This is a genomic window from Litorivita pollutaquae (assembly GCF_003205515.1).
In the GTDB taxonomy this organism is placed as follows: domain Bacteria; phylum Pseudomonadota; class Alphaproteobacteria; order Rhodobacterales; family Rhodobacteraceae; genus Litorivita; species Litorivita pollutaquae.
The window spans coordinates 368,718-393,386 of the sequence record NZ_KZ826482.1; the positions used below are offsets into that span (position 1 = coordinate 368,718).

20 protein-coding genes and 2 tRNA genes are annotated in these 24,669 nt (G+C 58.3%); 8 read left to right on the plus strand and 14 right to left on the minus strand.

Annotation, left to right across the window (positions count from 1 at the left end):
* Positions 1 to 301: 301 nt before the first annotated feature.
* Positions 302 to 2,056 carry an acetolactate synthase 3 large subunit gene (locus tag DI396_RS05645; protein ID WP_110795194.1) on the plus strand — a complete coding sequence of 585 codons (1,755 nt, stop codon included), beginning with the start codon at positions 302 to 304 and terminating at the stop codon, positions 2,054 to 2,056.
* A 66-nt stretch (positions 2,057 to 2,122) separates the two neighbouring features.
* On the plus strand, positions 2,123 to 2,683 hold the full coding sequence (gene ilvN, locus DI396_RS05650) for an acetolactate synthase small subunit (RefSeq protein ID WP_110795195.1): 561 nt from the start codon (positions 2,123 to 2,125) through the stop codon (positions 2,681 to 2,683).
* Between the two features lie 223 nt (positions 2,684 to 2,906).
* On the opposite strand, the gene DI396_RS05655 is transcribed toward ilvN, so the two are convergent.
* The gene (locus tag DI396_RS05655) at positions 2,907 to 3,266 is read right to left on the minus strand and encodes a hypothetical protein (protein ID WP_110795196.1); all 360 of its coding nucleotides are present in this window, start codon (positions 3,264 to 3,266) and stop codon (positions 2,907 to 2,909) included.
* 244 nt (positions 3,267 to 3,510) lie between these two features.
* Between DI396_RS05655 and DI396_RS05660 the strand changes: the two genes are divergently transcribed.
* The gene (locus DI396_RS05660; protein WP_110795197.1) at positions 3,511 to 4,329 is read left to right on the plus strand and encodes a helix-turn-helix domain-containing protein; all 819 of its coding nucleotides are present in this window, start codon (positions 3,511 to 3,513) and stop codon (positions 4,327 to 4,329) included.
* A gap of 3 nt (positions 4,330 to 4,332) precedes the next feature.
* Here the strand turns inward: DI396_RS05660 and DI396_RS05665 are convergent, their stop codons facing one another.
* Entirely contained in the window at positions 4,333 to 5,085 is a 753-nt protein-coding gene (locus DI396_RS05665) for a DUF2189 domain-containing protein (RefSeq protein WP_235851768.1), read from the minus strand.
* Positions 5,086 to 5,776: 691 nt separating this feature from the next.
* The gene (prfB, locus tag DI396_RS05670; protein WP_110795391.1) at positions 5,777 to 6,901 is read right to left on the minus strand and encodes a peptide chain release factor 2; all 1,125 of its coding nucleotides are present in this window, start codon (positions 6,899 to 6,901) and stop codon (positions 5,777 to 5,779) included.
* Between the two features lie 178 nt (positions 6,902 to 7,079).
* Here prfB and DI396_RS16410 point away from each other — a divergent pair, with 178 nt between their 5' ends.
* Positions 7,080 to 7,250: a hypothetical protein gene (locus DI396_RS16410; RefSeq protein WP_162617163.1), complete on the plus strand. Its 171-nt coding sequence runs from the start codon at positions 7,080 to 7,082 to the stop codon at positions 7,248 to 7,250.
* A gap of 45 nt (positions 7,251 to 7,295) precedes the next feature.
* Here DI396_RS16410 and DI396_RS05675 read toward each other — a convergent pair whose 3' ends face one another.
* The 3 genes from DI396_RS05675 to DI396_RS05685 all read right to left on the minus strand — a co-directional run bounded on the left by DI396_RS05675 (position 7,296) and on the right by DI396_RS05685 (position 12,485).
* Positions 7,296 to 9,851, minus strand: a complete 2,556-nt coding sequence (locus tag DI396_RS05675) for a penicillin-binding protein 1A (RefSeq protein ID WP_110795199.1) — start codon at positions 9,849 to 9,851, stop codon at positions 7,296 to 7,298.
* A 118-nt stretch (positions 9,852 to 9,969) separates the two neighbouring features.
* Positions 9,970 to 11,247, minus strand: a complete 1,278-nt coding sequence (locus DI396_RS05680; protein ID WP_204362799.1) for an N-acetylmuramoyl-L-alanine amidase — start codon at positions 11,245 to 11,247, stop codon at positions 9,970 to 9,972.
* Between the two features lie 86 nt (positions 11,248 to 11,333).
* Positions 11,334 to 12,485, minus strand: a complete 1,152-nt coding sequence (locus DI396_RS05685) for a pyridoxal phosphate-dependent aminotransferase (RefSeq protein WP_110795200.1) — start codon at positions 12,483 to 12,485, stop codon at positions 11,334 to 11,336.
* Between the two features lie 89 nt (positions 12,486 to 12,574).
* Here DI396_RS05685 and DI396_RS05690 point away from each other — a divergent pair, with 89 nt between their 5' ends.
* Genes DI396_RS05690 through DI396_RS05700 form a run of 3 tightly spaced genes read left to right on the plus strand, consistent with a single transcriptional unit; the run spans position 12,575 to position 15,215 of the window.
* The gene (locus DI396_RS05690) at positions 12,575 to 13,927 is read left to right on the plus strand and encodes a M48 family metalloprotease (RefSeq protein WP_110795201.1); all 1,353 of its coding nucleotides are present in this window, start codon (positions 12,575 to 12,577) and stop codon (positions 13,925 to 13,927) included.
* Between the two features lie 3 nt (positions 13,928 to 13,930).
* Complete coding sequence (locus tag DI396_RS05695; RefSeq protein ID WP_110795202.1) at positions 13,931 to 14,680, plus strand: DsbA family protein; 750 nt, start codon at positions 13,931 to 13,933, stop codon at positions 14,678 to 14,680.
* 4 nt (positions 14,681 to 14,684) lie between these two features.
* A complete protein-coding gene (locus DI396_RS05700; protein WP_110795203.1) occupies positions 14,685 to 15,215 on the plus strand; it encodes a hypothetical protein in 531 nt (176 codons plus the stop codon).
* A gap of 14 nt (positions 15,216 to 15,229) precedes the next feature.
* On the opposite strand, the gene ispG is transcribed toward DI396_RS05700, so the two are convergent.
* From ispG to hemA, 3 genes are all read right to left on the minus strand, one after another.
* Positions 15,230 to 16,357 (minus strand): flavodoxin-dependent (E)-4-hydroxy-3-methylbut-2-enyl-diphosphate synthase, encoded by a 1,128-nt coding sequence (gene ispG, locus DI396_RS05705; protein ID WP_110795204.1) that lies wholly within the window; start codon positions 16,355 to 16,357, stop codon positions 15,230 to 15,232.
* A gap of 192 nt (positions 16,358 to 16,549) precedes the next feature.
* On the minus strand, positions 16,550 to 17,779 hold the full coding sequence (locus DI396_RS05710; RefSeq protein ID WP_110795205.1) for a helix-turn-helix domain-containing protein: 1,230 nt from the start codon (positions 17,777 to 17,779) through the stop codon (positions 16,550 to 16,552).
* 108 nt (positions 17,780 to 17,887) lie between these two features.
* Complete coding sequence (gene hemA, locus DI396_RS05715; protein WP_110795206.1) at positions 17,888 to 19,111, minus strand: 5-aminolevulinate synthase; 1,224 nt, start codon at positions 19,109 to 19,111, stop codon at positions 17,888 to 17,890.
* Between the two features lie 272 nt (positions 19,112 to 19,383).
* Between hemA and DI396_RS05720 the strand changes: the two genes are divergently transcribed.
* A complete protein-coding gene (locus DI396_RS05720; RefSeq protein ID WP_110795207.1) occupies positions 19,384 to 20,787 on the plus strand; it encodes a M20/M25/M40 family metallo-hydrolase in 1,404 nt (467 codons plus the stop codon).
* Positions 20,788 to 20,910: 123 nt separating this feature from the next.
* Here DI396_RS05720 and DI396_RS05725 read toward each other — a convergent pair.
* The 5 genes from DI396_RS05725 to DI396_RS05745 form a co-directional block, all read right to left on the minus strand.
* Positions 20,911 to 20,987: transfer RNA gene (locus tag DI396_RS05725), tRNA-Asp, on the minus strand.
* 33 nt (positions 20,988 to 21,020) lie between these two features.
* A tRNA-Asp gene (locus tag DI396_RS05730) sits at positions 21,021 to 21,097 on the minus strand.
* Positions 21,098 to 21,311: 214 nt separating this feature from the next.
* Entirely contained in the window at positions 21,312 to 22,706 is a 1,395-nt protein-coding gene (locus DI396_RS05735) for a TRAP transporter large permease (RefSeq protein WP_110795208.1), read from the minus strand.
* The gene (locus DI396_RS05740; protein ID WP_110795209.1) at positions 22,706 to 23,416 is read right to left on the minus strand and encodes a TRAP transporter small permease; all 711 of its coding nucleotides are present in this window, start codon (positions 23,414 to 23,416) and stop codon (positions 22,706 to 22,708) included. The genes DI396_RS05735 and DI396_RS05740 overlap by 1 nt, the downstream gene beginning before the upstream one ends.
* A 171-nt stretch (positions 23,417 to 23,587) precedes the next feature.
* On the minus strand, positions 23,588 to 24,589 hold the full coding sequence (locus DI396_RS05745; RefSeq protein ID WP_110795210.1) for a DctP family TRAP transporter solute-binding subunit: 1,002 nt from the start codon (positions 24,587 to 24,589) through the stop codon (positions 23,588 to 23,590).
* Positions 24,590 to 24,669 lie beyond the last annotated feature (80 nt).

Consider the following 24,669-nt stretch of genomic DNA (forward strand, 5'->3'; position numbering starts at 1 on the left):
TTCGGCTGTGATATTTGTTAAAATTCCGGCGAATACGCAGATGGCGCAATAAAATTACCGAAAAATAGCGCCTCAAGATAGATTCTTGGCGCAAAACGCGGTTGACGCCCTTATGCCAGCCCCATAATGTCACAAACGCAATCAAAGGAGTCCCCGATTATGGGCACACTCGTCGTAAATGTAGGATTTTGGCGCATGGGCCGGTAACGGCACCCATCAGGGAACCCCATGCGCCCCCGCCAAAACGGGGGCTTTTTTTATTGCAGATCGAACAAGATACGTCAGTCACGGAGCAAACAAGATGACACGTCAGATGACCGGAGCAAAAATCGTGGTGCAAGCGCTCAAGGACCAGGGCGTTGAAGTCGTCTTTGGCTATCCTGGCGGCGCGGTACTACCGATATATGACGAGATCTTTCAACAAAACGCCATTCGGCACATCCTTGTGCGCCATGAGCAAGCCGCGATCCACGCCGCCGAAGGCTATGCCCGTTCGACCGGCAAACCCGGTGTGGCGCTTGTGACCTCCGGCCCCGGCGCGACCAATGCCGTGACCGGATTGACCGATGCGCTGCTCGACAGCATCCCGATCATCGTGTTCTCGGGTCAGGTTCCGACATTCATGATCGGCAATGACGCCTTTCAAGAGGCCGATACCGTCGGCATCACCCGCCCCTGCACCAAGCACAATTGGTTGGTGCGCGAAACCGATGCGCTGTCTTCGACCATCCACGAGGCCTTTCACGTTGCCACATCGGGCCGCCCCGGTCCGGTGCTCATCGACGTGCCAAAAGACGTGCAATTCGCCAATGGCACCTACGAGGCTCCGACCAAAACCCGCACCTCGCATTACCAACCGCAAGTCAAAGGCGACATGGATGAGATCACCAAATTGGTCGATGCTTTGGAACGCGCCAAACGCCCGATTTTCTATACTGGCGGCGGGGTGATCAACTCCGGCTCGGCCGCCTGCCAACTTTTGCGCGAATTGGTCGATGCCACCGGCGCGCCGATCACCTCGACGTTGATGGGGCTTGGCGCCTATCCGGCGAATGGCAAAGGCTGGCTCGGGATGCTCGGCATGCACGGCCTCTATGAGGCCAACATGGCGATGCACGACTGTGATTTGATGATCAATATCGGCGCGCGGTTTGACGACCGCATCACCGGCACGATTGACCATTTCAGCCCGAACTCCACCAAGGTTCATATCGATATTGACCCCTCGTCGATCAACAAGGTGATCCGCGCCGATATTCCGATCGTCGGCGACGTCGGCCATGTTCTCGAAGATGTTTTGAAAGTGTGGAAAGCCCGCGGGCGTAAAACAAATACCGAAGCCATGGCGAAATGGTGGAAGAAAATCGAGGAATGGAAAACCCGCGATTGCCTGTCCTACAAACAGACCGGCAAGATCATCAAGCCGCAGTATGCGCTTGAACGGCTTGAGGCGCTGACCAAGGATCACGACCGTTACATCACCACCGAAGTCGGCCAACACCAAATGTGGGCGGCGCAGTTCTTGGGCTTTAACGATCCGCATCGTTGGATGACCTCGGGCGGTCTGGGCACGATGGGGTACGGGTTCCCCGCATCCATCGGCGTGCAACTGGCCCATCCCGAAAGCCTTGTGATCAACGTCGCAGGCGAAGCCTCGTGGCTGATGAACATGCAAGAAATGGGTACGGCAATCCAGTTTGATTTGCCGGTGAAACAATTCATCTTGAACAACGAACGCCTTGGCATGGTGCGCCAATGGCAAGAATTGCTGCATGGCGAACGCTACAGCCATTCGTGGTCCGAAAGTTTGCCTGACTTCGTGAAATTGGCCGAAGCCTTTGGCGCCAAAGGCATCCGCTGTGACGATCCTGAAAAACTCGATGACGCAATCATCGAGATGCTCGAATATGATGGGCCGGTGATCTTTGATTGCCTCGTTGAAAAGCATGAAAACTGCTTCCCGATGATTCCTTCGGGCGCCGCGCACAATGAAATGCTGATGGGCAATGATTCCACCGGTGATGCCATCGGCGCCAAGGGCGCAGTTCTGGTTTAAGCCTTGCCTTGCGCCCCCGAACGGGGGCCTTGGCGCTTGATCAACTACATTAAGGAAGGCACTTAAATGTCTGCTCTAAAAATCAAAAAAGGCTCCAACAAACATTCAGCCTATAACCTGCGTCCGAATTTCTCCGACGTCACCGAACGCCACACATTGGCGGTTCTGGTCGATAACGAAGCCGGCGTTCTGGCCCGCGTTATTGGTCTTTTCTCGGGGCGCGGCTACAATATCGAAAGCCTGACCGTGGCCGAGGTGGATCACCTCGGGAAGCTGTCGCGGATCACCATCGTCACCACCGGCACGCCGCAGGTGATCGAGCAGATCAAAGCCCAACTGGGCCGTATCGTTCCCGTGCATGATGTGCATGATCTCACCGTCGAAGGCGCCTCGGTCGAGCGCGAATTGGCACTTTTCAAGGTCGCGGGCGAAGGCGACAAACGGGTCGAGGCGCTGCGGCTTGCGGATATCTTCCGCGCCAATGTGGTCGACAGCACGCTGGAGAGCTTTGTTTTTGAAATCACCGGCACGCCGGAGAAAATTGACGCCTTTGCCGATCTCATGCGTCCTTTGGGCCTCGAGGAAGTGGCGCGCACCGGCGTCGCGGCTCTGTCACGCGGCGTGTAACGCAGCCCGGCACGGGGGCCGCCAACATGCTGCATAGCATCCTCTAAAATCAGGGGTCACAAAACACAAAAAGGGGCGCCGGGAGAACACGGCGCCCCTTTTCCTTGGGACGGCGCGCAAGTGAGGGAACCTGCACACCAGGGAGCATCAAGCCGGAGGCCGTGGGGCCATCTGGCAGTAGTGCCGGCGCGGCGCGAGGGAGCGCGCGGGCCCTTGGGGGACGTTAATGCGCCGCAGATGCAACGCGATTGCGCCGCGCCATCGCACCGCCACCCGCCGGCCGGAACGGCACAACATTGCCTTCGGAGGCGGGCGCAGGCGCCGCTGTCTTGCCAGCCAGCTCGGCGGCGAGGGTCGGATATTGCCCTTCGGCGATCAAACGCGGATTGCGCGCGATCCGCGTGGCTTCGGCGGTGTCGATCTCGAATTGAACCAAATCGCCAGCATCCAAAGAGCAGCCGTCAAAGCAGCTTTGCGCATCGGTTTCCTGACCCGCATTATAGAATGCAAGGTCGCCATGATCCTCGCACCAGATCACTGCTTTTTGGTCTTGGGTATCGCTCCAAAGAACTACGCCGAACATATTGTCATCCCCTCAATGTCGTTTCGTGAGCTTTATTTCCTACAACCAAGGTTGAGCATCCGGCGGGTAAAAAACATTCCCATTTCAGTGTCGCCTCACCCGAATTTTGTGTCGCATCTCACGCGATGTGATGCTATTAAGCACCCACGAGGATCAAACTAGCGTCACAAAGATGCGGATATGGCGCATTCAACCTACGGGAAACCAATATTTCGGAGGTTCGCGCTTAAATACGGGGGGATAAATGTCCGAAAAGGTTCAAAATCGTGACAGGCATGTAGACCCGGTCGAATTGCGCGGAATCTTTGGTGAGAACCTGCGGAGTTTGAGCCGGAACTACCCTTCGGTTGCCGGACTTTGCCGCGATTTGGGAATCAACCGGACACAATTCAATCGCTATCTGTCCGGTGAAAGCTTCCCGCGCCCCGATGTTTTGCACCGAATCTGCAACTTCTTTGACGTTGACGCCCGTATTCTGCTCGAACCGGTCGAGAACCTGTCGCCGATCAGCGCCGGATTATTGTCACACCCGGAAATCGCAGAATATGTCGGACATGGATCGACCAACCTGCCGGAAACGGAATTTCCTTCGGGATTTTACCGCTTTTCACGCCGTGCCTTTATCGACAACAGCCTCTATGCCCGTGGGCTTTTGTATGTGACGCGCAAGGACGGCTATACATTGATGCGCGGGTTCGAGCCGAAAAAGGCAATGCTGCATCAAGGCCTGAAGGCCACCAAGGACGCGCGCGAGTTTCGCGGTCTGGTCCTGCGTCAGGAAGAGGGCATCGCGGCGCTGGTGTCTCATCGGCATGCGATGACCTGCACCTATAACTTCCTGTCGAAAGTGACCTCGTTCCAAGCGAATTTCTTTGAAGGCTATGCCACCCGCACCGTGCGCGAAAGCGTCACGGGCCGCCGCGCGACGCGCATGGTTTATGAACATCTGGGCAATCAGACCGGTGAAATCCTGACCACGGCGCGCACAGCAGGGATTTGCAACCGCGAGGATCTGTCTCCCTTCCATCTGCGTCTGTTGCGGCCGGATGAACAGTTCCAATAGGTCCTAATCGCGCGTGCTGCCCTCGATCGCGGTCAAGCGGTATAGATGCCAGGTCGCATGACCAAACAGCGGCAGGGTGAAGAACAGCCCCAAGAACCACGGCAGCAATGCCGCAAAGGTCGCCACCGCAATGAAGACGCCCCAAAGCAGCATCGGCACAAAGTTTGCCGTCACAGTCTGCACACTGACGATCATCGCGGTGACAAAATCCACCTCACGGTCGAGCAAAAGCGGCAATGCCATCACCGTGATGCTATAGAGCAGCATCGCAAAACCTGCCCCCACCACCGTACCAACCGCGATCATCGTCAACCCGTTGGCGGTGAAGTAAACCTCATAGCTCGACGAGATATTCGTCATGGTCGATAATCCGAGGAACAGCGCAAAAATCATATGCGCCAGGAAGAACCAGAACAAAAACACGATGATGATCACGGCACAGATAGACGGCAATTGTCGTTTACTTTGGTTGAAGACCACGCCGAAAATCTTATAAAAATTCAGCGGCGCGCCGCGCTCCAATCGCCGTGAGACTTCGTATAGTCCCACCGCAGCAAACGGCCCGATCAAAGGGAAGCCGATGGCCGCGAAGACCAGCCAATAACTTTGCCCCGTCGCCCATGTCACCATCGCCATGCCGTAGCCGATCAACACATAGACGCTGGAGAACATCAGGCCAAAGACCGGCGCACGCCTCATATCGCCCCATGCCAATCGCAAAGACTGCCCCAACATCGCCCATGTCACCCTGCGCATCTGTGGCGCGCCAAGCTGCGGCGGCGCATCTTCGTCGGTGCGCCGCCCCGGCGTTTGCGGCACTGGCTGTGCTGTCTCCTCCATACCCCGTCCCCGCTCCTGTGATACCATCGCCAAGCAGAACCTGTTTTGACGCCCAAATCAACCCTGCGCCGCAGTGCGCAGTGTAAAATCTCTTTGGCCTCAACGCGTTACTTTGAACCTGTGTTCGGTGCATCGCGCCCCACGGCGGGTGATTATGCGGATATTTGGCCGCATTGTGATAGGCATGGCCGATTTACAACATGACCGGATCATCCGTCCACAGCCGGGTCAGTTGCCGCCCCGCCCGATGGCAAGCGTATCGAGTGTGGGAATACCGTCATGCAACAGCGGCGCCCCCTTCGTCGACGGGTACCCGCCACCACGTTGGAAAAAATCTTTGACCGCCATTGGCACGTCAGGCAGCGGCCCTTGTGGCAGGCATTGGCAGTTTGCGCCGCTGCGATCACCCCGTCCCGATCATGTCATACGGCAATCGCGTTGACGCCGCCATTAACCGCATCAATGGGGGCCACACAGAAGATCATACCTCAACGGTCGAGATCGTGCGCTGCAGGGGAAAGGCAAAAGGATAATCCACCAAGCACGGCCCGCCTGTGATCAGCGGCGCGTTCCTGTAGACCGAGGCGTCAAAACCGAAGGCAGTGCGTTACTCGTTTTGTGCCTCTGCACGGCTTTTGCCCGACACATCCATCGCCAATGTCGCGGCCATAAAGCCATCGAGATCGCCATCAAGAACGCCTTTGGTGTCCGATGTCTCATAGCTGGTGCGCAAATCCTTGACCATCTGGTAGGGCTGCAAAACATAGGACCGGATTTGGTTGCCCCACCCCGCATCGCCCTTGTTTTCATGCGCCTCGTTGATCGCTGCGTTGCGCTTATCCAACTCCAATTGATAGAGTCGGGATTTCAACGCCTTCATGGCAATATCGCGGTTTTGGTGCTGTGATTTCTCGGAGCTGGTCACCACGATGCCCGTCGGATGGTGGGTGATCCGCACCGCCGAATCCGTGGTGTTGACGTGCTGCCCGCCTGCGCCGGACGACCGGTAGGTATCAATACGGATATCCGCAGGGTTCACATCGATTTCGATATTGTCATCGACCACCGGATAGACCCAAACCGAAGAAAACGAGGTGTGGCGTTTGGCGGCGCTGTCATAGGGCGAAATGCGCACCAAACGGTGCACGCCGCTTTCGGATTTGAGCCAACCATAGGCATTATGCCCTGAAATTTTATAGGCGGCGGATTTGATCCCCGCCTCGTCGCCACGGCTTTCCGATTGCAGTTCGACCTTATAGCCTTTTTTCTCGGCCCAACGCACATACATCCGCGCCAGCATCGACGCCCAGTCACAGCTTTCGGTGCCGCCCGCGCCGGCATTGATTTCGAGGAAGGTGTCGTTGCTGTCGGCCTCGCCGTCGAGCAGCGCCTCCAACTCTTTCTCGGCGGCCACAACCGCCAGAGACACAAGCGCCTCTTCCGCATCGGTGACGACCTCTTGGTCGTCCTCCATTTCGCCCAATTCAATCATCTCGAGATGATCGGAAAGCTCTTGTTTGATCTTGTCATAGGTGCCGATTGCATCCACCAGCATCTGCCGTTCGCGCATCAATTTTTGCGCCGCCTCGGGGTTATCCCATAGGGTCGGATCTTCAACGCGCGCGTTGAATTCTTCCAAACGGTGCGGCGCGGTTTCGCCATCCATCCGTTGATACAGCAGCTCAAGCGATTTTTCGATCTCGGCCACGGTGTTTTGAAGCTCTGCGCGCATGTTCATCCCTCGAAATTAAACCCCGCGCGCGCCTTGCCGCACGGGGGTTCACCTATAGTGGGCCTCGCGCGCGCTCGCAAGGCCAGCCCCCCCTTTGGCATAGGCGAAGATGCCGCCGCGCCGCCATTCCCGTCACTCCGGCGCACCACTCTAAAAATGCCACGCGAGGTATAGGCCAATGAACCGCAAAGAGATGGCAGGCACCCGACAAGAATCAGGCCAAAGGCACAAGAACGCCGCCCCTTCATCCGGTCGCGAAAGCTCTGCGCCCGGATCGGTCAGCGAACAGGATGCCGGATATACCGGCGCGGGTGGCTCGGGCACAAAATCGCGCGGCGTCCCGACATAAATGGCGTTGCTTTGCGTGCTTTGCCGGAGACCCGAGGCTACAGACCTAATACAGCCCGCCGGCGCTGAGCGATCCAAAGCTGGCTTTCGGACCGACAGTGGCTTTCTTACCCGTGGATGTCGTGACCTGTTTGCCCCCCTCGCCGCCGTCGCGTCCGATCAACGGCAATCCTTCGCCCATTGCGAAACCACCATCAAAGGTGATGCCGAAAATCGGTTCTTCGCCATCGCGGAAATACTCCGCCACGACGTAATCGCCGCTGGCCTCATCGGACAAACGCGCACCGGTGAACCGGTCAATTTTGATGAAGTGGCCGCCGGGGGGGATTTCGAAATCACCGCCGCCGTATTTGGCCGTAGCTTTTTGCATAAATTGCTGAAACACCGGACCGCACATGCGGCCGCCCGTCGCCCCGCGCCCCATAGGCCGCGGATTGTCATACCCGATGAAACATCCCGCGACGATATTGCTGGTGAAGCCCACAAACCAAACATCTTTGGCCTCGTTGGTGGTGCCGGTTTTGCCGGCCACAGGCACCGACAATCCCACCGTGCGCGCCGCTGTGCCCCGCTCAACCACGCCCCGCATCATCGAGGTCAATTGATAGGCCGTGATCGCATTCATGACCCTGTCGCGATTCGATACGATGCGCGGGCCCACCCCCTCGGGCAAGAATGGTGCTTCGCAATCCACGCAAGCGCGTTTGTCATGCCGGTAAATCGTCTTGCCAAACCGGTCCTGCACCCGGTCGACCAAGGTAGGCTCGACCCGCTCTCCGCCATTGGCGAACATCGCATAGGCCGCCACCATGCGGAACAATGTGGTTTCCTCGGAGCCCAAAGAATTGGCCAAAAACCGACCCATATTGTCATAAACCCCGAAGCGTTCGGCGTAATCGGCGACAACATCCATACCCACCTCTTCAGCCAGACGGATGGTCATCAGGTTCCGCGATTGTTCGATCCCCGTGCGCAGCGGCGTCGGCCCGTAAAATTTGTTCGACGAGTTGCGCGGGCGCCAAAGGCCCTGCGGCGTGTTGATCTCGATCGGTGCGTCAATCACGATTGTCGCCGGGGTATAGCCGCTGTCGAGCGCCGAGGCGTAGACAAAGGGCTTGAAGCTCGAACCGGGTTGGCGGCGCGCTTGGGTGGCACGGTTGAACACCGAATGCTGGTAGGAAAACCCGCCCTGCATGGCGATCACGCGGCCGGTGTTGACGTCCATTGCCATGAACCCGCCTTGCACCTGCGGCACTTGGCGCAGGGTCCAACGAATAAAGCTACCGTCGCTATCGGCGACCATACGGCGCACCAGAACCACTTCGCCCACCTTGAGCAGATCCGCCGCAATACGCGCCTTGCTGCCCAATTTGCCATCCGCATTCATCCGGCGCGCCCATTGCACGTCCTTGGCAGGGATCCAATGCCCGCCCTCGACCTCTGCGACATTCTCGATCCCGATGCGCGCGTCGGTCTTGCCGATCTCCAACACCACGGCCGGATACCACTGCGCCTCAAGATCAATATCGCGCGAAATGGACACCGCGCCGAGCGCTTCACGCCATGCGGCTTCGTCCCCGAGCACGTCTTCGGGCAAGGTTTTGCCGGTCGGACGCCAAACGCCAAGCCCGCGATCATAGGCTTCCAGCTCGCGGCGCAATGCATCGGCGGCTTCGATTTGCATTTCGGGATCAACTGTCGCCCGCACGGTCATCCCGCCGGAGAAAAATTCTTCCTCGCCGAAATCCTTGCTCAATTGGCGACGGATTTCATCGGTAAAATAATCACGCGGCGGCAATTGATCGCGGAAGGGTTCAAAGTCCCCATTTTGCACCGATTTGAGCGGCAGTTCCCGCTCGGCCAAATAAACCTCCTGGCTGATGTAACCATTTTCCGCCATCTCGCGCAGAACGTAATTGCGCCGTTTGGTCACCCGTTCCTTGCGGCGGACCGGATGGTAATCGGACGGCGCCTTCGGCAAGGAGGCCAAGAACGCCGCCTCATGCGGGGCCAGATCCGTCAGAGGCTTGTTGAAATAGGTCTGCGCCGCTGCTGCAACGCCGTAGGAATTCTGTCCCAGATAAATCTCGTTGAGATACAGTTCGAGAATTTTATCCTTGCTCAGGCTCTTTTCCAGCCGTGTTGCCAGAATGATTTCCTTGATCTTGCGTTCGGCCTGTCGATCACCGGAAAGCAGGAAATTCTTCATCACCTGCTGCGTGATCGTTGACGCCCCGCGCACATCTCGGCCCCGCGACTTTACCGCGTCCACCGCCGCCGAGATCATCCCGCGCGCATCATACCCTTTGTGCGAATAGAAATTTTTGTCTTCCGCCGAGATAAACGCGTATTTGACCAGATCGGGAATTTCGTCGGCAGGCGCAAAAAGCCGGCGTTCCTTGGCAAATTCGTCGATGATCTGCCCCTCGCCCGAATAAATCCGGCTGATCGTTGCCGGTTGATATTGCTTGAGAAATTCATGGCTTGGCAGGTCGCGGCCATAGATCCAGAACACCGCGCCAATGGTCACCGCGACCATCATCAAGCCGAGCGTTACAAGGCTGAACAGCGCCCCGAAGATGGAAAAGATGAATCTGAACAAAGGCCGGCCCCCACACCAATTTCACCCCATATACGCGCGCGCGGGCGTCGGGTCAAAACACATCCGCGTCACAGCTGCGCGCACGCAAGGCTTTGCGCATTCGCGGCGCCCCCGCGCTCTACTGCCGCCGCAATCCTGCCGCCGCCGCATCCTCGGCGCGCCAGACATCCAACGCCGTAACAATCGCCGCAATCATTTTCGCACGCCACGCCGCATCCAGCAAATTCGCCAAATCGCGCGGGCTCGACATATATCCCATCTCGATCAAAACCGACGGAATATCCGCCGCCTTCAACACCGAGAAATCCGCGTGCCGATGCGCGCGTTTGTTCACCGGACCGCCCGCATCGCGCATCGCTTGGACAATCGCCTTGGCCAAAACTTCCGACCGTGGCCGCGTCTCCAACCGCGCCAAATCCAAAAGCACATCTGCGATCTCGTCGTCCTTGCCACTCAAATCCACGCCGGACAACATATCGGCACGGTCGTGTCGTTCCGCAAGCCGCGACGACGCCCGATCCGAGGCCGTGTGCGACAGGGTGTGCACGCTTGCCCCATGCGCCAAACCTTCGGCCAAAGCATCCGCATGCAGCGACAAAAATACATCCGCACCGGCGCGATGGGCCATCGCCACACGACGTTCAAGCGAGACGAATATATCCGAATCCCTCGTCAAATAAACCGTGTAGTTCCCGTTCCTTATCAACGCTTCTTCAAGTTCTCTTGCGATTCGTAGGGTCAAATCCTTTTCGCTCGTGTTGCCGCTTTGCGCGCCGGGATCAATGCCGCCATGGCCCGGGTCAATCACCACCACCATCGGGCCATCCGCCTGCCCCGGCGCCGGTTTGCGCGGCAAGGCTTGGGCGGCGGGCAAATCCCAGATCGGATCGCGGGGCGCCCCGGCCATGGCAGCAAATTCTTCCGGCGTCGCCTTGGTCAGCGACACGGTCAACTCTGCTGCACCGGTTCGTGAATTGACCTGCATGCTTGCCCCGTCCAACGCCAGCGGCGCCGCCAGATCCACCACCATGCGCGACCAGCCAAGCCGGAATCCCCCCATTCGCACCCCGATGGCACGATCCGCATTGAGCAAGCTTTCGCGATTCAATTGCGACCAATCCACCTCGCGGAAGTCCAGGACCAGACGCGGCGGCGCATCCAAGGTAAACACACGATAAGGCACGCCTTGGCTCAATCGCAACGCCACCTCCATCCCGCCCCAAGTGTCACGGATTTGGCTGCCCGCCGGATCCGCGCGCGCCAAAGCGCTGAATGCCGGCGGGGACGCGGAAGTATAAGAAGAGGTGGTAGAGGCTTGCTGCGCATACCCATCGGCGGGCATCACCGCCATGAGCAACACGGCCAGACAAAGGCGAAGATAAAGACCACCAAGCATCTTATTGATTATCCTGCACTTCCATCCGTCTGCGGTATCTTTTTGTCCCGAACGATACCGCATCGACGCCCAAAACCCAAGCCACGTCAAACATGCCCGCGCTCTGCCATAAAGGTCTTGAGCCGCGCCAGCCCTTCAATGATATCCTCGGTGCTGCGCGCATAGGAAAACCGCAATGTTCCGGCGCCGCGATCCGGATCGAAATCCAGCCCCGGCGTCACAGCAACCCCCGCCTCGCGCAATATCTCATCAGCGAAGGCGCGGCTGTCATCGGTGATATCGCTGACATCCGCATAGACGTAGAATGCCCCGTCCGGCGGCGCGAACCGGTCAAATCCGGCGGCGCGAAGCCCCTCTTGCATCACCTTGCGGTTCGCCTTGTAAACCTCCAGATTTGCTTGCAATTCCGCGTCGCATTCCATCGCGCCGAGCGCGGCGATCTGGCTGGCATGCGGGGGACAGATAAACAGGTTCTGCGCCAGCCGTTCAATCACCCTCACGTGATCCTCGGGCACCACCATCCATCCGATGCGCCAGCCCGTCATCGAAAAATATTTTGAAAAGGAATTGATGACATAGGCTTCATTGCTGATCTCCAAAGCGCTGACAGCTTTGGCCTCATATTCAATGCCATGATAAATCTCGTCGGAGATAAAGCTCGCGCCCTGCTCTGCGGCCGCGCCCATCAATGCCGACAATGCACCGCGATCCAACATCGTGCCGGACGGATTTGCCGGAGACGCGACAAGCAGGCCCTGCAAGTCCAGATTTGCAAAGTCCTGCGGCACCAATTGATAGCGGTTTTCCGCCTGTGCCTCGATGGCGACCACATCCAAATCCAGCGCCTTCAAAATCTGCCGGTAAGACGGGTAGCCCGGCATGCCAATACCAACCCGGTCGCCCGCGTCAAACAGCGCGGTAAACGCCAAAATAAACCCCGCAGACGATCCGGATGTCACCACCACGCGGGCCGGATCGAGATCAATATTATACCAATCCCCATAAAGCCTTGCGATCCGTGCCCGCAATTCGGGCAATCCCAGACCGACGGTATATCCCAAGGGCGATTGCTCCATCGCGCGCGTCAAAGCGGACCGCGCGCCCGCCGGCGCCGGCGTGCCCGGTTGACCGACCTCCATGTGAATAATGCGGTGCCCTTCGGCCTCGGCCTGCCGTGCCGCCTCCATGACATCCATCACGATAAAGGGATCGACCGCGCCGCGCCTTGATGTTCGCATCTATTTATTCCTAAGCTGCATCACTTATCGGGTTCCGGAACACAATGTCCGGCCCCACCACTTGTCACAGGCAATGAGGCCCCTCGTCAATGCGTCTTCTACGCTCGTTCTACGCCGCCGTCACGGTGGCTTCGCTCGCCATGCTGATGCTGGCATCCCCGGCCCGCGCCGCCAGCCTGATCCGTGACCCCGATATCGAATATGCGCTTGGCCAATTGGCCGCACCTTTGCTCAAAGCCGCAGGGCTCAGCCCCAACCGCGTCAAGGTTTTGGTCATCAACGACAGCAACCTCAATGCTTATGTAATTGATAGTGATCATATTTTCATCCACTCCGGTTTGATCCTGCGCATGGAGCGGGCGGCGCAATTGCAATCAGTGATCGCCCATGAAGCCGCCCATATCGCAGGCGGGCATTTGACCCGGCGCCGCAACAACATGGCCAATATGCGCTCGGTCGCGGGGATAGGTATTGCCTTGGCCGCCGCCACGGCCGCCGCCTCGGGTAATGTGCAAGCGGCTTCCGGCGTCGGCCTCGGGATCAGCTCCTCGGCGGCACGATCTTTTATGGCCCATACCCGCGATGAAGAGAGCGCCGCAGACAATGCCGGCCTGCGGTATATGGTGCGGGCCGGCGTTGATCCCAAAGGCGCACTCGAAGTGCAATCCATGTTCAAAGGCCAAGAGACGCTGAGTGCGGCGCGGCAGGATCCCTATGCGCGCACCCACCCGCTGAGCCGCGACAGGTACCGCCGGTTGGAAGCCGCCACTGCGGGGCTCAAAGGCAAAGTGCCCGACGGCGACAGCGATGCCGCCCGTTATTGGTTCGACCGCGCCAAGGGCAAACTTTCGGCGTTTCAACGCGCCCCGAAATGGACCATGCGCCGCGCCAAGGAAAGCGTTTCTGCTGATATCACATTGATGCGCCAAGCCATTGCCTACCATCGCCAGAGTAAAACCAGCGCAGCACTGGCCGCCTTGGATCGCGCGATCGTGATGCGCCCCAAAGATCCGTATTTCATGGAACTCAAAGGACAGATATTGATCGAGAGGCGGCAATTCCGCGCCGCCGTCGGGGCCTATGAAAGCGCGGCACGTATGGCCCCCAACAACCCGCTGATACTCGCCGGATTGGGGCGGTCCTTATTGGCACTCGACACGGCCGATGCAACACGCAAGGCATTGACCGTGTTAGAAAAATCTCGCGCGCGTGATTACACAAACGGCAATGCCATGCGCGATCTGGGCATGGCCTACGCCCGTCTTGGCAATCACGGCATGGCCTCTTTGGCGGTGGCCGAGCGCCACGCTTTGCGCGGACGGATGAAAGATGCGGCGCTTCATGCCAACCGCGCCGCAGGTCTTTTGCCGCAAGGCTCTGGCGCTTGGCAACGGGCGCAGGATGTGATCTTTGCTGCAAAAGCCGCATCGAAACGGAGATAGCCGATGACCCGACCCTTTTCCGCCGTCCTGACCAGCGCCCTGCTCATGGCCACACCGGCATTTTCATTTGATATCAACAACATGAACCGCGCCGAAACAGAGGCCTTTGGCGCCGAAGTGCGGGCCTATCTGATGGAAAACCCGCAGGTCATCATGGATGCGGTCAACACGCTTGAAGAACGTCAGGCCGCCGCGCAAGCGCAAAGCGATGTCGACATGGTTGCGGTCAACGCCAAGGATATTTTCGAAGATCCCACCTCTTGGGTCGGTGGCAACCTAGATGGCGACATCACCTTGGTCGAATTCACCGATTACCGCTGTGGCTACTGCCGCAAAGCCGTGGCCGATGTTGAAAAGCTGATCAAGACCGATGGCAATATCCGGTTTATCATCAAGGAATTCCCGATCCTCGGCGAAGCCTCCGTCGCCTCGTCACGGTTTGCCATTGCGGTGCGTATCTTGCACGGCGATGACGCCTATAAAAACGCGCATGACGCGCTGATCGCTCATAAAGGCGGGGTGGGTGATGCGAGCCTGACGAAAATTGCCCGAAAGCTTGATCTTGAGGCCGCGCCGCTGCTTGAGAAAATGAACTCCGATGAGGTCACCCAAGTGATCGCGGACAATCATGCGCTTGCGCAACGGCTGCAGATTTCCGGCACCCCGACCTTTGTATTGGAAGATCGGATGCTGCGTGGCTATGTGCCGTTTGATGGCATGCAACAATTGGTCGCCGAAGCTCGCAAGGACTGACCCCATGCGCCGCATTATGGCAACCTTGGCAGCGACGGGGATCCTCGCCGCGCCGGCCTATGCCACCGATATCACCGCCCTATCACCCGCAGAACGCGCCGCCTTCGGACGTGCGGTTGCACAGTATTTACACGCCAACCCACAGGTGATCGCCGATGCCATAGAGGCCGCGCAACCCAAACCGCCAGATCTTTATGCCGAGGACCGTGAAAGGGATCTGTCGTTAATCGCACAGCATGGGAAAATGCTGTTTGACCGCAACGCTGACGGCTTCGGGCCAACCGCCGCGCCCGTTGTCATCGCCCTGATCCGCCACCCCGACTGCCCCTCGTGCGATACAGCCGAGGCAGATTTACGGGCCTTGTCCAAGCAGGTGCCGTTTCGCACCCGCCTGCTCTCGATGGAAGAGGCGGCGCCGTTCATGGCGGCGATGGATATGACCGATGCCCCCGCCTATGTGTTTGAAAATATGGTGCTAAGCGGCGCAATGCCCCCTGCTGTGATCGAACGGTATATCAAGGATCGTCTGCCGTAACACCGGCCTCTGGGCTACTCCGCCGCCTCTGCGGCCATCTGCGTTTCGATCAATTCGGCCTTTTTCTCGACCTCCTCGACAATATGGTCGATCATTTTGTCATTGCTCATCTTATGGCTCTGCTTGCCCGCAAGATAGACCATCCCTGCGCCCGCACCGCCGCCGGTAAAGCCGACATCCGTCATCAAGGCTTCGCCGGGGCCATTCACCACGCAGCCAATGATCGACAGGCTCATCGGGGTTTTGATGTGCTCAAGCCGTTTTTCGAGCGCCTCGACCGTTTTAATCACGTCAAACCCCTGCCGCGCGCAGGACGGGCAGGAAATGATGTTGACGCCGCGATGGCGCAGGCCGAGCGATTTAAGGATGTCATAGCCGACTTTGACCTCTTCGACCGGATCGGCCGACAATGACACGCGGATCGTATCCCCGATGCCCATCCACAACAGGTTGCCAAGTCCGATCGCCGACTTGATCGTGCCAGACATCAGCCCGCCTGCCTCGGTGATCCCGAGATGGATCGGCGCATCCGTGGCCTCGGCCAAAGCTTGATAGGCCGCAGCGGACAAAAACACATCGGAGGCTTTGACCGAGATTTTGAACTCGTGAAAATCATTGTCCTGGAGAATCTTGATATGATCGAGGCCAGATTCGACCATCGCGTCGGGGCACGGTTCGCCGTATTTTTCCAAGAGGTGCTTTTCAAGGCTACCGGCGTTGACGCCGATGCGGATCGAACAGCCGTGATCCTTGGCGGCTTTGATCACCTCTTTTACACGGGTCTCGTCGCCAATATTGCCCGGATTGATCCGCAGGCATGCCGCGCCCGCCTCTGCGGCCTCAATCGCGCGTTTGTAATGGAAATGGATATCGGCAACGATCGGCACAGGACTTTCGCGGCAGATTTCCTTGAGCGCGGTGGTCGCGGCGACATCCGGCGCGGAAATGCGCACGATATCGGCCCCGGCTTCTGCGGCGGCGATCACTTGACCCAGCGTCGCCTTCACATCCCCGCTGTCGGTGTTGGTCATGGTTTGCACAGTGATCGGCGCATCGCCTCCGACCGGCACATTGCCGACCATGATCTGGCGGCTTTTGCGGCGATAGATGTTTTTCCACGGGCGGACATGATTGAGCGACATGAAGCGGGCCTTTCGGGTCGGTCACGGGAATGCTTTGCCTTTGGATACGCTCTTGGGCGCGGGGCTGCAATCGGGCATTCCTCACCTTGGCGCGAGGCGCATAAAAGAGATTAGCGCCTCCGGCGGGGATATTTACACAAAGTAGAAAGCGCCGGGTGGATCAGGTGCGCGCCTATGTCGGACCTTAGGTCCCTAGTTGCGCGGCGCCACCAATTCGGCCACGACGCGGGCCAAATCACCGTCTTTTTCCAAACTGGCCACTTGATACGTTTGGGTCAAATGGGCGACCGACAGCGGCAGTTTCGAGGTGACAGAGCCGCTTGGCCCGGCGGGGCCGACATGCTGCCCGTTGACGGCGAAATAGATAGCGCCGGATTCGCCCACACGCAGGGTCGCGGGCTCTTCTGTAGCGGGCACTGCGTAACGGTCACCGGCGTTCATGATGCCTTCGAAGATCACCGTGCCATCGGCGGCGCGCACGCGCACCCATGCCGGACGGGCCGCGACGACGACAACCTCAGGCGCAGGGCCTTCGACGACTTGCACGTTTTGAGGGGTATGATCCGCCATATGCGCATCCGCCATCATTGGCGTAGAATTTGGCGATTGGCCGAAATTGGGGGACTGACCGGAAAATGTGCCGACCATCGACGGGTCCAGCATCGAGATCGGCGCGTCGCGCGCGACCATCACAGGCACGTCCAGGGCCTGCGGCCGATAAAGCCGGTCCATCGCATTTGCGGGCGGCGCGAAAATACCGGTCGGGCTCTCACCCGTGTCGGCGGCGCGCATCTCGTCTGTCCCGGACGACGCAATCATCGCCCCCTCAAGCGGATCCAGATCCGAAAGGACCGTCGGGGTGTTTTCAACCGGCGCGAATTGCACCCGTTGCACTTCGTTCAAAACGCTGTAGCCGCCATAACCAATGCCGCCAATCAGCAACGCCAGAACCAGAACCGAGCCAATGGCACCCGGTTCGATCCGCGACAGGAAGCTGTCCCCAATCGGTGTAAAGGGTGCGGCGACCCCGCCAAAGGGATCTTTCTCGGCCCGTTGCGCAGGGGCTGCCTCGCGGCGCGGGCTGGAGGCCTCCGACGACATGCCGTGCGCGATGGAAAAGCCGCTCTCGGTGCAAAACTGCGCAAAGGCGGCATCGGGATCCATATTCAGATAGCGCGCATAGGAGCGCACATAACCCGCAATAAACCCGGGCGTATCAAAAGCAGAAGGATCGGTGTTTTCGATCGCCGCGATATAGGAGGCCTTAATTCTGAGCTCGCGCTGCACATCAAGCAAGCTTTTGCCCATTGTGGCGCGTTCCCCGCGCATGGTGTCGCCAAGACGCAATTCAAACGCATCGAAGCCGCGCGGTTGATCCACGGATACTTCGACCTTATCGCGCGACAATTTGCGCCTGATCATCGTTGCTGCCCCACTTCAGAATACGCCCCGAACCATCCCCGATTCGAGTTGCTTATTTCTTTATGGATGCATAGCACAGTGCAACCCAGATTGCACCTTACCCACTGGTTAGCCGGCCAATTCGGCGCGATTCAGCGCACAATGGCTCCAAAGAGCGTCCATTGCTTTGACAAGATGATCCATTTCGCCCGATCCGTGCACCGGCGACGGCGTAAACCGCAACCGTTCGGTGCCGCGCGGAACCGTGGGGTAGTTGATCGGTTGAACATAGATACCGTAGGTCTCAAGCATCATATCCGACAGTTTCTTGGTGTGCACCGGATCGCCGACAATCACCGGCACGATATGGCTGCCGTGATCGATGATCGGCAATCCCAAACCCTTGAGGCGGGTCTTGAGGATCTTGGCTTGGGTTTGGTGCCGCTCACGCAGGGCAGTGTCGGTTTTCAAATGCCGCACAGAGGCCGCCGCCCCCGCCGCAATTGCCGGTGCCAGCGAGGTGGTAAAAATGAATCCGGGCGCAAAGGAGCGCACCGCATCACACATTTTTTCCGACGCGGCGATATAGCCCCCCATGACGCCATAGGCTTTGGCCAATGTGCCATTGATGATGTCGATGCGGTGCATCAACCCGTCGCGTTCGGCCACACCGCCACCGCGCGGGCCGTACATGCCAACGGCGTGCACCTCGTCAATATAAGTCAGCGCACCGAATTCATCAGCCAGATCGCAAATCTCTTCAATCGGGCCAAAATCGCCATCCATCGAATAAACCGATTCGAAGGCAATCAACTTCGGCGCAGCAGGGTCATCGGCGGCCAGAAGTTCGCGCAGATGTGCCAAGTCATTGTGACGGAAAATCCGTTTCGCCCCACCATTGCGGCGCACGCCTTCAATCATCGAGGCGTGGTTCAATTCGTCAGAATAGATGATCAGTCCGGGGAAAAGTTTCGGCAACGTCGAAAGCGTCGCATCATTGGCGATATAGGCCGAGGTAAACAGCAACGCCGCCTCTTTGCCATGCAGATCGGCCAATTCGGCTTCCAGCTGCTTGTGGTAGACCGTGGTGCCGGAAATGTTGCGCGTGCCGCCCGATCCGGCGCCTGCCGCATCAATGGCTTCGTGCATCGCGGCCAAAACCACCGGATGTTGCCCCATGCCGAGATAGTCATTGCCGCACCATACGGTGATCGGCGTCTCGGCCCCGTCGGGACGGGTCCATGTCGCATGCGGGAATTGCCCGTTCTTGCGTTCAATGTCGATAAAGGTGCGATAGCGCCCTTCATCGTGCAGGCTGTTGATGGCTTGATCCAGCTTGGCCGTGTAGTCCACGGGCAGTCCTCCGTCTTGCTCTTACCGCGTGGATATAGACCATCTTTTTGGAAAGTCCCACCCCGCGAAGGTCGATATTCCCGCGCCATGACGTCGCGGCCTCAGCCGGAATATCAACCATTCAATTTCATGAATGAATACCCTTAGTGCACCCATTTCGCAACCGTTTTAGACATGCATTTATTTTACCACATTGATTTCGATCAAGCCGCTCTGGACAGTGACGCACAGAGCGTTAGGCTATTGGAAATACAGATGAAGGACGCTTTCCGATGTCATTAAATGCCGATGCTGCCGCCGCTCTTGCCCCCGTGTTGGAACGTATTGATGCCGATCTTGACGCTGCGACCGCGCGCCTGCTCACGTTGATGCGCATCCCGTCGATTTCCACCGACCCGGCCTATAAATCCGATTGCCTGAGCGCGGCACAATGGCTTGTGCGCGATTTGCAAAGCATTGGCGTGGATGCCGAAATCCGCACCACACCGGGGCACCCGATGGTCGTGGGCCATGTCGGCGACGACACTGCCGCCCCGCATGTTTTGTTCTACGGGCACTACGATGTGCAACCGGTGGACCCGCTTGATCTTTGGGACAACCCGCCGTTTGAACCCGCGATTGAGGATGGGCCCGACGGTCCGGTCATTCGCGGTCGCGGCTCCTCGGATGATAAAGGCCAATTGATGACCTTTATCGAGGCCTGCCGCGCGTGGAAATCGGTGCACGGCACCCTGCCCTGCCGCATCACATTCTTTTTCGAGGGCGAAGAGGAATCAGGCTCGCCCTCCTTGGTCCCCTTCATGACGGACAATGCCGAAGAATTGAAAAGCGACATCGCCTTGATCTGCGACACGGCGTTGTTCCAATCGAAAACTCCGGCGATCACCACCATGCTGCGCGGGCTTTTGGGCGAGGAAATCACCATCAGCGGCCCGACCAAAGACCTGCATTCGGGATTCTTTGGCGGCGCGGCGATCAACCCGATCCGCGTTCTAGCCAAAGTCATCGCCGCGCTGCATGACGACCAAGGCCGCATCACCGTTCCCGGCTTTTACGATGGCATCCAAGAGTTGCCCGACGACATCGCCGCGCAGTGGCAGGCGCTGTCTTTTGACGAAAAAGCCTTCCTTGGCGATGTGGGCCTGTCGACCCCTGCGGGCGAAGTGGGCCGCACGGCGCTTGAAATGGTGTGGTCGCGCCCGACCTGCGAAGTCAACGGGATCACCGGCGGTTATACCGGCGACGGGTTCAAAACCGTGCTGCCCGCCCGCGCCAGCGCCAAGATCAGCTTTCGCCTCGTTGGCGGGCAGGATCCGCATAAATTGCGCGAGAGCTTTCGCACCTATGTGAAATCCATGCTGCCACCCGATTGCGATGTGGAATTTCGCGGGCACGGCGCATCGCCTGCCTCGGTGATGTCCACCCAAAACCCCGCCTTCGAGGCCGCGCGCGGCGCATTGAGCGATGAATGGCCCGACACCGCCGCCTATATCGGTTGCGGCGGGTCGATCCCGATTGCCGGCTACTTCAAACAGATCCTCGATATGGATGCGATGCTGATCGGCTTTGGCAAGGATGACGACCAAATCCATAGCCCCAACGAGAAATACGATATGGAAAGCTTTCACAAAGGCACGCGGTCATGGGCACGAGTGTTGGCGGCGCTGAGCGCTTAGGGCGCTTTGCGCCCGCCGCCGCACTCGCGCAGGCGAAGATCCAAAACGACCTCGCAGGCAACTCGCAAGAAAAACGGCCTCGCAAAAGGGCCGTCGCGTGCATTCCAAATTTCAAGAAGAAAGTGGCGCGGTTGACGGGACTCGAACCCGCGACCCCCGGCGTGACAGGCCGGTACTCTAACCAACTGAGCTACAACCGCGCATACGTTTGTGTGGGCTTTTGTGGGCAGCGATGGCGCGGTTGACGGGACTCGAACCCGCGACCCCCGGCGTGACAGGCCGGTACTCTAACCAACTGAGCTACAACCGCTCGCTGCCGTCCGAAAGCCTTCGAACGTGAGGGGCGTTCTAGGGCCAAGCCCCTGCCCCGTCAAGCATCAATGACAAGAAAAGCGCGGCCATTTTCAAATGCACTGTAAAGCGTGGAAAATCGCGGCGCGCACGGCCTTGAAATACAAAAGCGGCGCCCCGAAACGGAACGCCGCCTTGCACGGGGCATCACGCCCCGCGCAGATCACAAACCGCTATTTTGTTATGATCTCCGGTCCCATGATCATGTTGGGCAGATAGGTCGAGATCGACGGAATATAGGTCACCATGATCAAAAACACGAAGAGCACGGCAAGGAAGGGCAAAGCCGCCCGCACCACCGCCATCATCGGCATTCCGGCCACGCCCGAGGTGACAAAAAGATTAAGCCCCACCGGCGGTGTGATCATCCCGATTTCCATATTCACCACCATGATGATGCCCAAATGGATCGGATCAATCCCCAATTGGATCGCAATGGGGAAAACCAATGGCGCGACAATCACCAACAGGCCCGATGGCTCCATAAACTGCCCGCCAATGAGCAAGATGATATTGACCACAATCAGGAACATCACCGGGCCAAATCCTGCAGACAACATCGCGTTGGCGACATGTTGAGGCACTTGTTCGTCGGTCAGTACATGTTTGAGAATCAAAGCATTGGCGATCACGAACATCAACGTGACGGTCAATTTACCCGCCTCAAACAGCGTGTTGCGCGTGTCTTTATGCCCCCATGCGGTCAACAGCGCGGCCGGCTTGGACAACAGCGAGATTTTGCGCGCCCCGTCCTTGGCCGATAATGGCCCCATGTCGCGGTAGACAAAGCTGGCAATGAGAAACGCATAGACGGCTGCAACCGCCGCCGCTTCGGTTGGGGTAAAGATCGCATTGGTCACGCCGGGGATGCCGTAGATGCCGACCATGATAATCACGATCAACCCAAGGCCCCATGCCGCATCCTTGAACGATGCGCCGATTTCGCCCCAACCGGCCCATTCGCCTTTAGGCATATTCTTGATCCGCGCCATGACGTAGATGGCGATCATCAACATGCCACCCGCCATCAACCCCGGAATCACACCGGCAAGGAACATCCGCCCGACGGAAACTTCGACCGCAGCGGCATAGACCACCATTACGATGCTGGGCGGGATCAAAATTCCCAATGTGCCGGCGTTACAAATCACGCCTGCGGCGAATTCTTTGGTATAGCCCGCCTGCCGCATCGCCGCGATAACGATAGATCCAATCGCCACAACCGTCGCGGGCGACGAGCCCGACAGCGCCGCAAAAAGCATACAGGCAAACACCCCCGCAATCGCCAAACCGCCACGCAAATGGCCCACGCAAGCAATGGAAAACCGGATGATCCGTTGCGCCACGCCGCCCGTCGACATGAAAGACGACGCCAGAATAAAGAACGGAATCGCAAGCAAGGTCGCGTGCCCCTCAAAGGCCGCAAACAAGGTCTGCGCGATCGAGGCCAGCGAGCTGTCGGAAAAGATCAACAAGAACAGGATCGAGGAGGTGCCAAGGCTGACCGCGATCGGCACGCCAACAAGCATCAACCCGACGATCATCACGAAGAGAAGAAACACCTCCATCAGTTAAACTCCCCGCGCTGCTCGCGTATTTCCTGAATTTCGTCCTCGACCTCATGGCTCGCGACCAAGCGGTCCACCTTGCCCAACCACACCAGGCGCGCCGCCTGTGCAAACCGGAAGAGCAGCAACGCCATCGACAAGGGCAAAACAAAATACGGCACCAAACGCGGCAATTTCTCGTAGGGTTCGCCTTCGTTGAACACATCCGCCAACCAAGCCAATGCGCCCGGATTTGGCACGCTGTCGGCCGAATACCATCCTTTGGCGAGGAACCGGTCCTCAAACCCCAAGGGGAACCAACGGCCTTCGGTGGCGGGCAGGTTGGCGAAATTCGCCCAATAATCCCATGCGCCTTTCAACAGCAAAAACGAATAGATCAGGCACACCGCAACCGCAAAAATCGCAAGGCCCCGGCGCACCGGCGCACCAAAAAGATCGATAATCGCATCAACACCCAGATGCGCATTTTTCTTCACCGCATAGGAGGCGCCCAAAAGCCCCAGCCATGCGAACATGAACACCGTCAATTCGCCGCCCCAAAGCCCGATATTTTCAAGCTTGAGCCATTCGACGAAGGCCGGCGGATCATTGGAAAACAATTTGCGCACGATGACATTGATAAAGGTAACCATGGTCATCAGCCCCATGAGAACCGCAATAAGCGTCTCCTCGAGCCGGTCCATGAGGCTTTCACTCGGATGCGGCTGCATCGCGTCCCTCCCCCTATTGCGTGAGTGTTTTGGCGTTTCAAAAAGGCGGACCAATCTATGCGGCCCGCCTCCGTGAACATTCAAACCTGTGGCATCTCCCTGCCGGCGCCGCGCGCATCAATACGTCCGAGCAAACGGGCCGATTGCGCCACGTGACAGGGAAGAACCGGCCTAGTGCGTGGCGTTGATGGCCTGCGCCGCGTCGATCATGTCCTGACCAACGTCACCGGCGAATTTCGCCCAAACCGGCATCATCACATCCACCCAAGCCTGACGCTGTTCGGGGGTCAATTCGCGGATCACACCGCCCGCATCCAAAATCGCCTGACGCGCTTGTTGGTTGACGGCAAAGCTTTCCTTGTTGCGGGTTTCGGTGACCTCTTTGACGATGGTCATGAATTGGTCGCGCACGTCCGCATCAAGATTTTCCAGCCATTCCACATTGGTCACAACCAGATAATCAATCACCCCGTGGTTGGTTTCGGTGGTGCCATCTTGCACCTCGAAAAACTTCTTGCCGTAGATGTTCGACCATGTGTTTTCCTGGCCGTCGACAACCCCCTGCTGCAATCCGCCATAGACTTCGGAAAAGGCCATTTTTTGCGGGCTGCCGCCAATGGCTTCCATTTGTGCGACCAGAACATCTGAGGATTGCACGCGGAATTTCAAACCATTGGCATCGCTCGGTTCAATCAGCGGTTTATTGGCCGACATTTGCTTCATGCCATTGTGCCAAAACGCCAACCCCTGCAATCCGCGCCGCTGCATCGAATCGAGCATCGCCTGACCGTTGTCGGAATTTTGGAAATCATCGACCGCGTCGATGTTTTTGAACATGAAGGGCAAATCAAACAGGCGGAATTGCTTGGTGAATTGCTCGAATTTCGACAGGCTCGGCGCGGCCAATTGCACATCGCCCTGCAACATGGCCTCAAGCACTTTATTGTCATCATAAAGCGTCGAGTTGGGGAAGACCTCCATACAGGCCTTGCCGTTCATCTCGTCATTGACGCGCTGCTCCAACAACGATGCGGCGATGCCTTTGGGGTGTTTGTCGGTGTTGGTGACATGGCTGAACTTGATGACGATTTCGCCCGCATCACATGCGGCACTTGCCGCACCGGCGGTAAAGCTCAGAGCCACGGCGGTGGCGGCTGCGGTGATGAATTTCATGTGAGGTCTCCTCCCTCTAAGTCAAACTGTGATCATCGCGGTGCGCATCGGCCCCGCAGGATGGGCGCAGAATTGGCCTT

Bases quoted from the DNA above. Each gene is read 5' to 3' on its own strand.
- DI396_RS05685 (WP_110795200.1), bottom strand. From the start codon at position 12,485: ATGCGAACATCAAGGCGCGGCGCGGTCGATCCCTTTATCGTGATGGAT.
- DI396_RS05695 (WP_110795202.1), top strand. From the start codon at position 13,931: ATGACCCGACCCTTTTCCGCCGTCCTGACCAGCGCCCTGCTCATGGCC.
- DI396_RS05660 (WP_110795197.1), top strand. From the start codon at position 3,511: ATGTCCGAAAAGGTTCAAAATCGTGACAGGCATGTAGACCCGGTCGAA.
- DI396_RS05655 (WP_110795196.1), bottom strand. From the start codon at position 3,266: ATGTTCGGCGTAGTTCTTTGGAGCGATACCCAAGACCAAAAAGCAGTG.
- DI396_RS16410 (WP_162617163.1), top strand. From the start codon at position 7,080: ATGAACCGCAAAGAGATGGCAGGCACCCGACAAGAATCAGGCCAAAGG.
- DI396_RS05735 (WP_110795208.1), bottom strand. From the start codon at position 22,706: ATGGAGGTGTTTCTTCTCTTCGTGATGATCGTCGGGTTGATGCTTGTT.
- DI396_RS05745 (WP_110795210.1), bottom strand. From the start codon at position 24,589: ATGAAATTCATCACCGCAGCCGCCACCGCCGTGGCTCTGAGCTTTACC.
- DI396_RS05740 (WP_110795209.1), bottom strand. From the start codon at position 23,416: ATGCAGCCGCATCCGAGTGAAAGCCTCATGGACCGGCTCGAGGAGACG.
- DI396_RS05645 (WP_110795194.1), top strand. From the start codon at position 302: ATGACACGTCAGATGACCGGAGCAAAAATCGTGGTGCAAGCGCTCAAG.
- DI396_RS05720 (WP_110795207.1), top strand. From the start codon at position 19,384: ATGTCATTAAATGCCGATGCTGCCGCCGCTCTTGCCCCCGTGTTGGAA.
- DI396_RS05710 (WP_110795205.1), bottom strand. From the start codon at position 17,779: ATGATCAGGCGCAAATTGTCGCGCGATAAGGTCGAAGTATCCGTGGAT.
- ispG (WP_110795204.1), bottom strand. From the start codon at position 16,357: ATGTCGCTCAATCATGTCCGCCCGTGGAAAAACATCTATCGCCGCAAA.
- DI396_RS05700 (WP_110795203.1), top strand. From the start codon at position 14,685: ATGCGCCGCATTATGGCAACCTTGGCAGCGACGGGGATCCTCGCCGCG.
- prfB (WP_110795391.1), bottom strand. From the start codon at position 6,901: ATGCGCGCAGAGCTTCAAAACACCGTGGCCGAGATCGAAAAATCGCTT.
- DI396_RS05690 (WP_110795201.1), top strand. From the start codon at position 12,575: ATGCGTCTTCTACGCTCGTTCTACGCCGCCGTCACGGTGGCTTCGCTC.
- ilvN (WP_110795195.1), top strand. From the start codon at position 2,123: ATGTCTGCTCTAAAAATCAAAAAAGGCTCCAACAAACATTCAGCCTAT.
- DI396_RS05680 (WP_204362799.1), bottom strand. From the start codon at position 11,247: ATGCTTGGTGGTCTTTATCTTCGCCTTTGTCTGGCCGTGTTGCTCATG.
- DI396_RS05665 (WP_235851768.1), bottom strand. From the start codon at position 5,085: ATGCGCAGGGTGACATGGGCGATGTTGGGGCAGTCTTTGCGATTGGCA.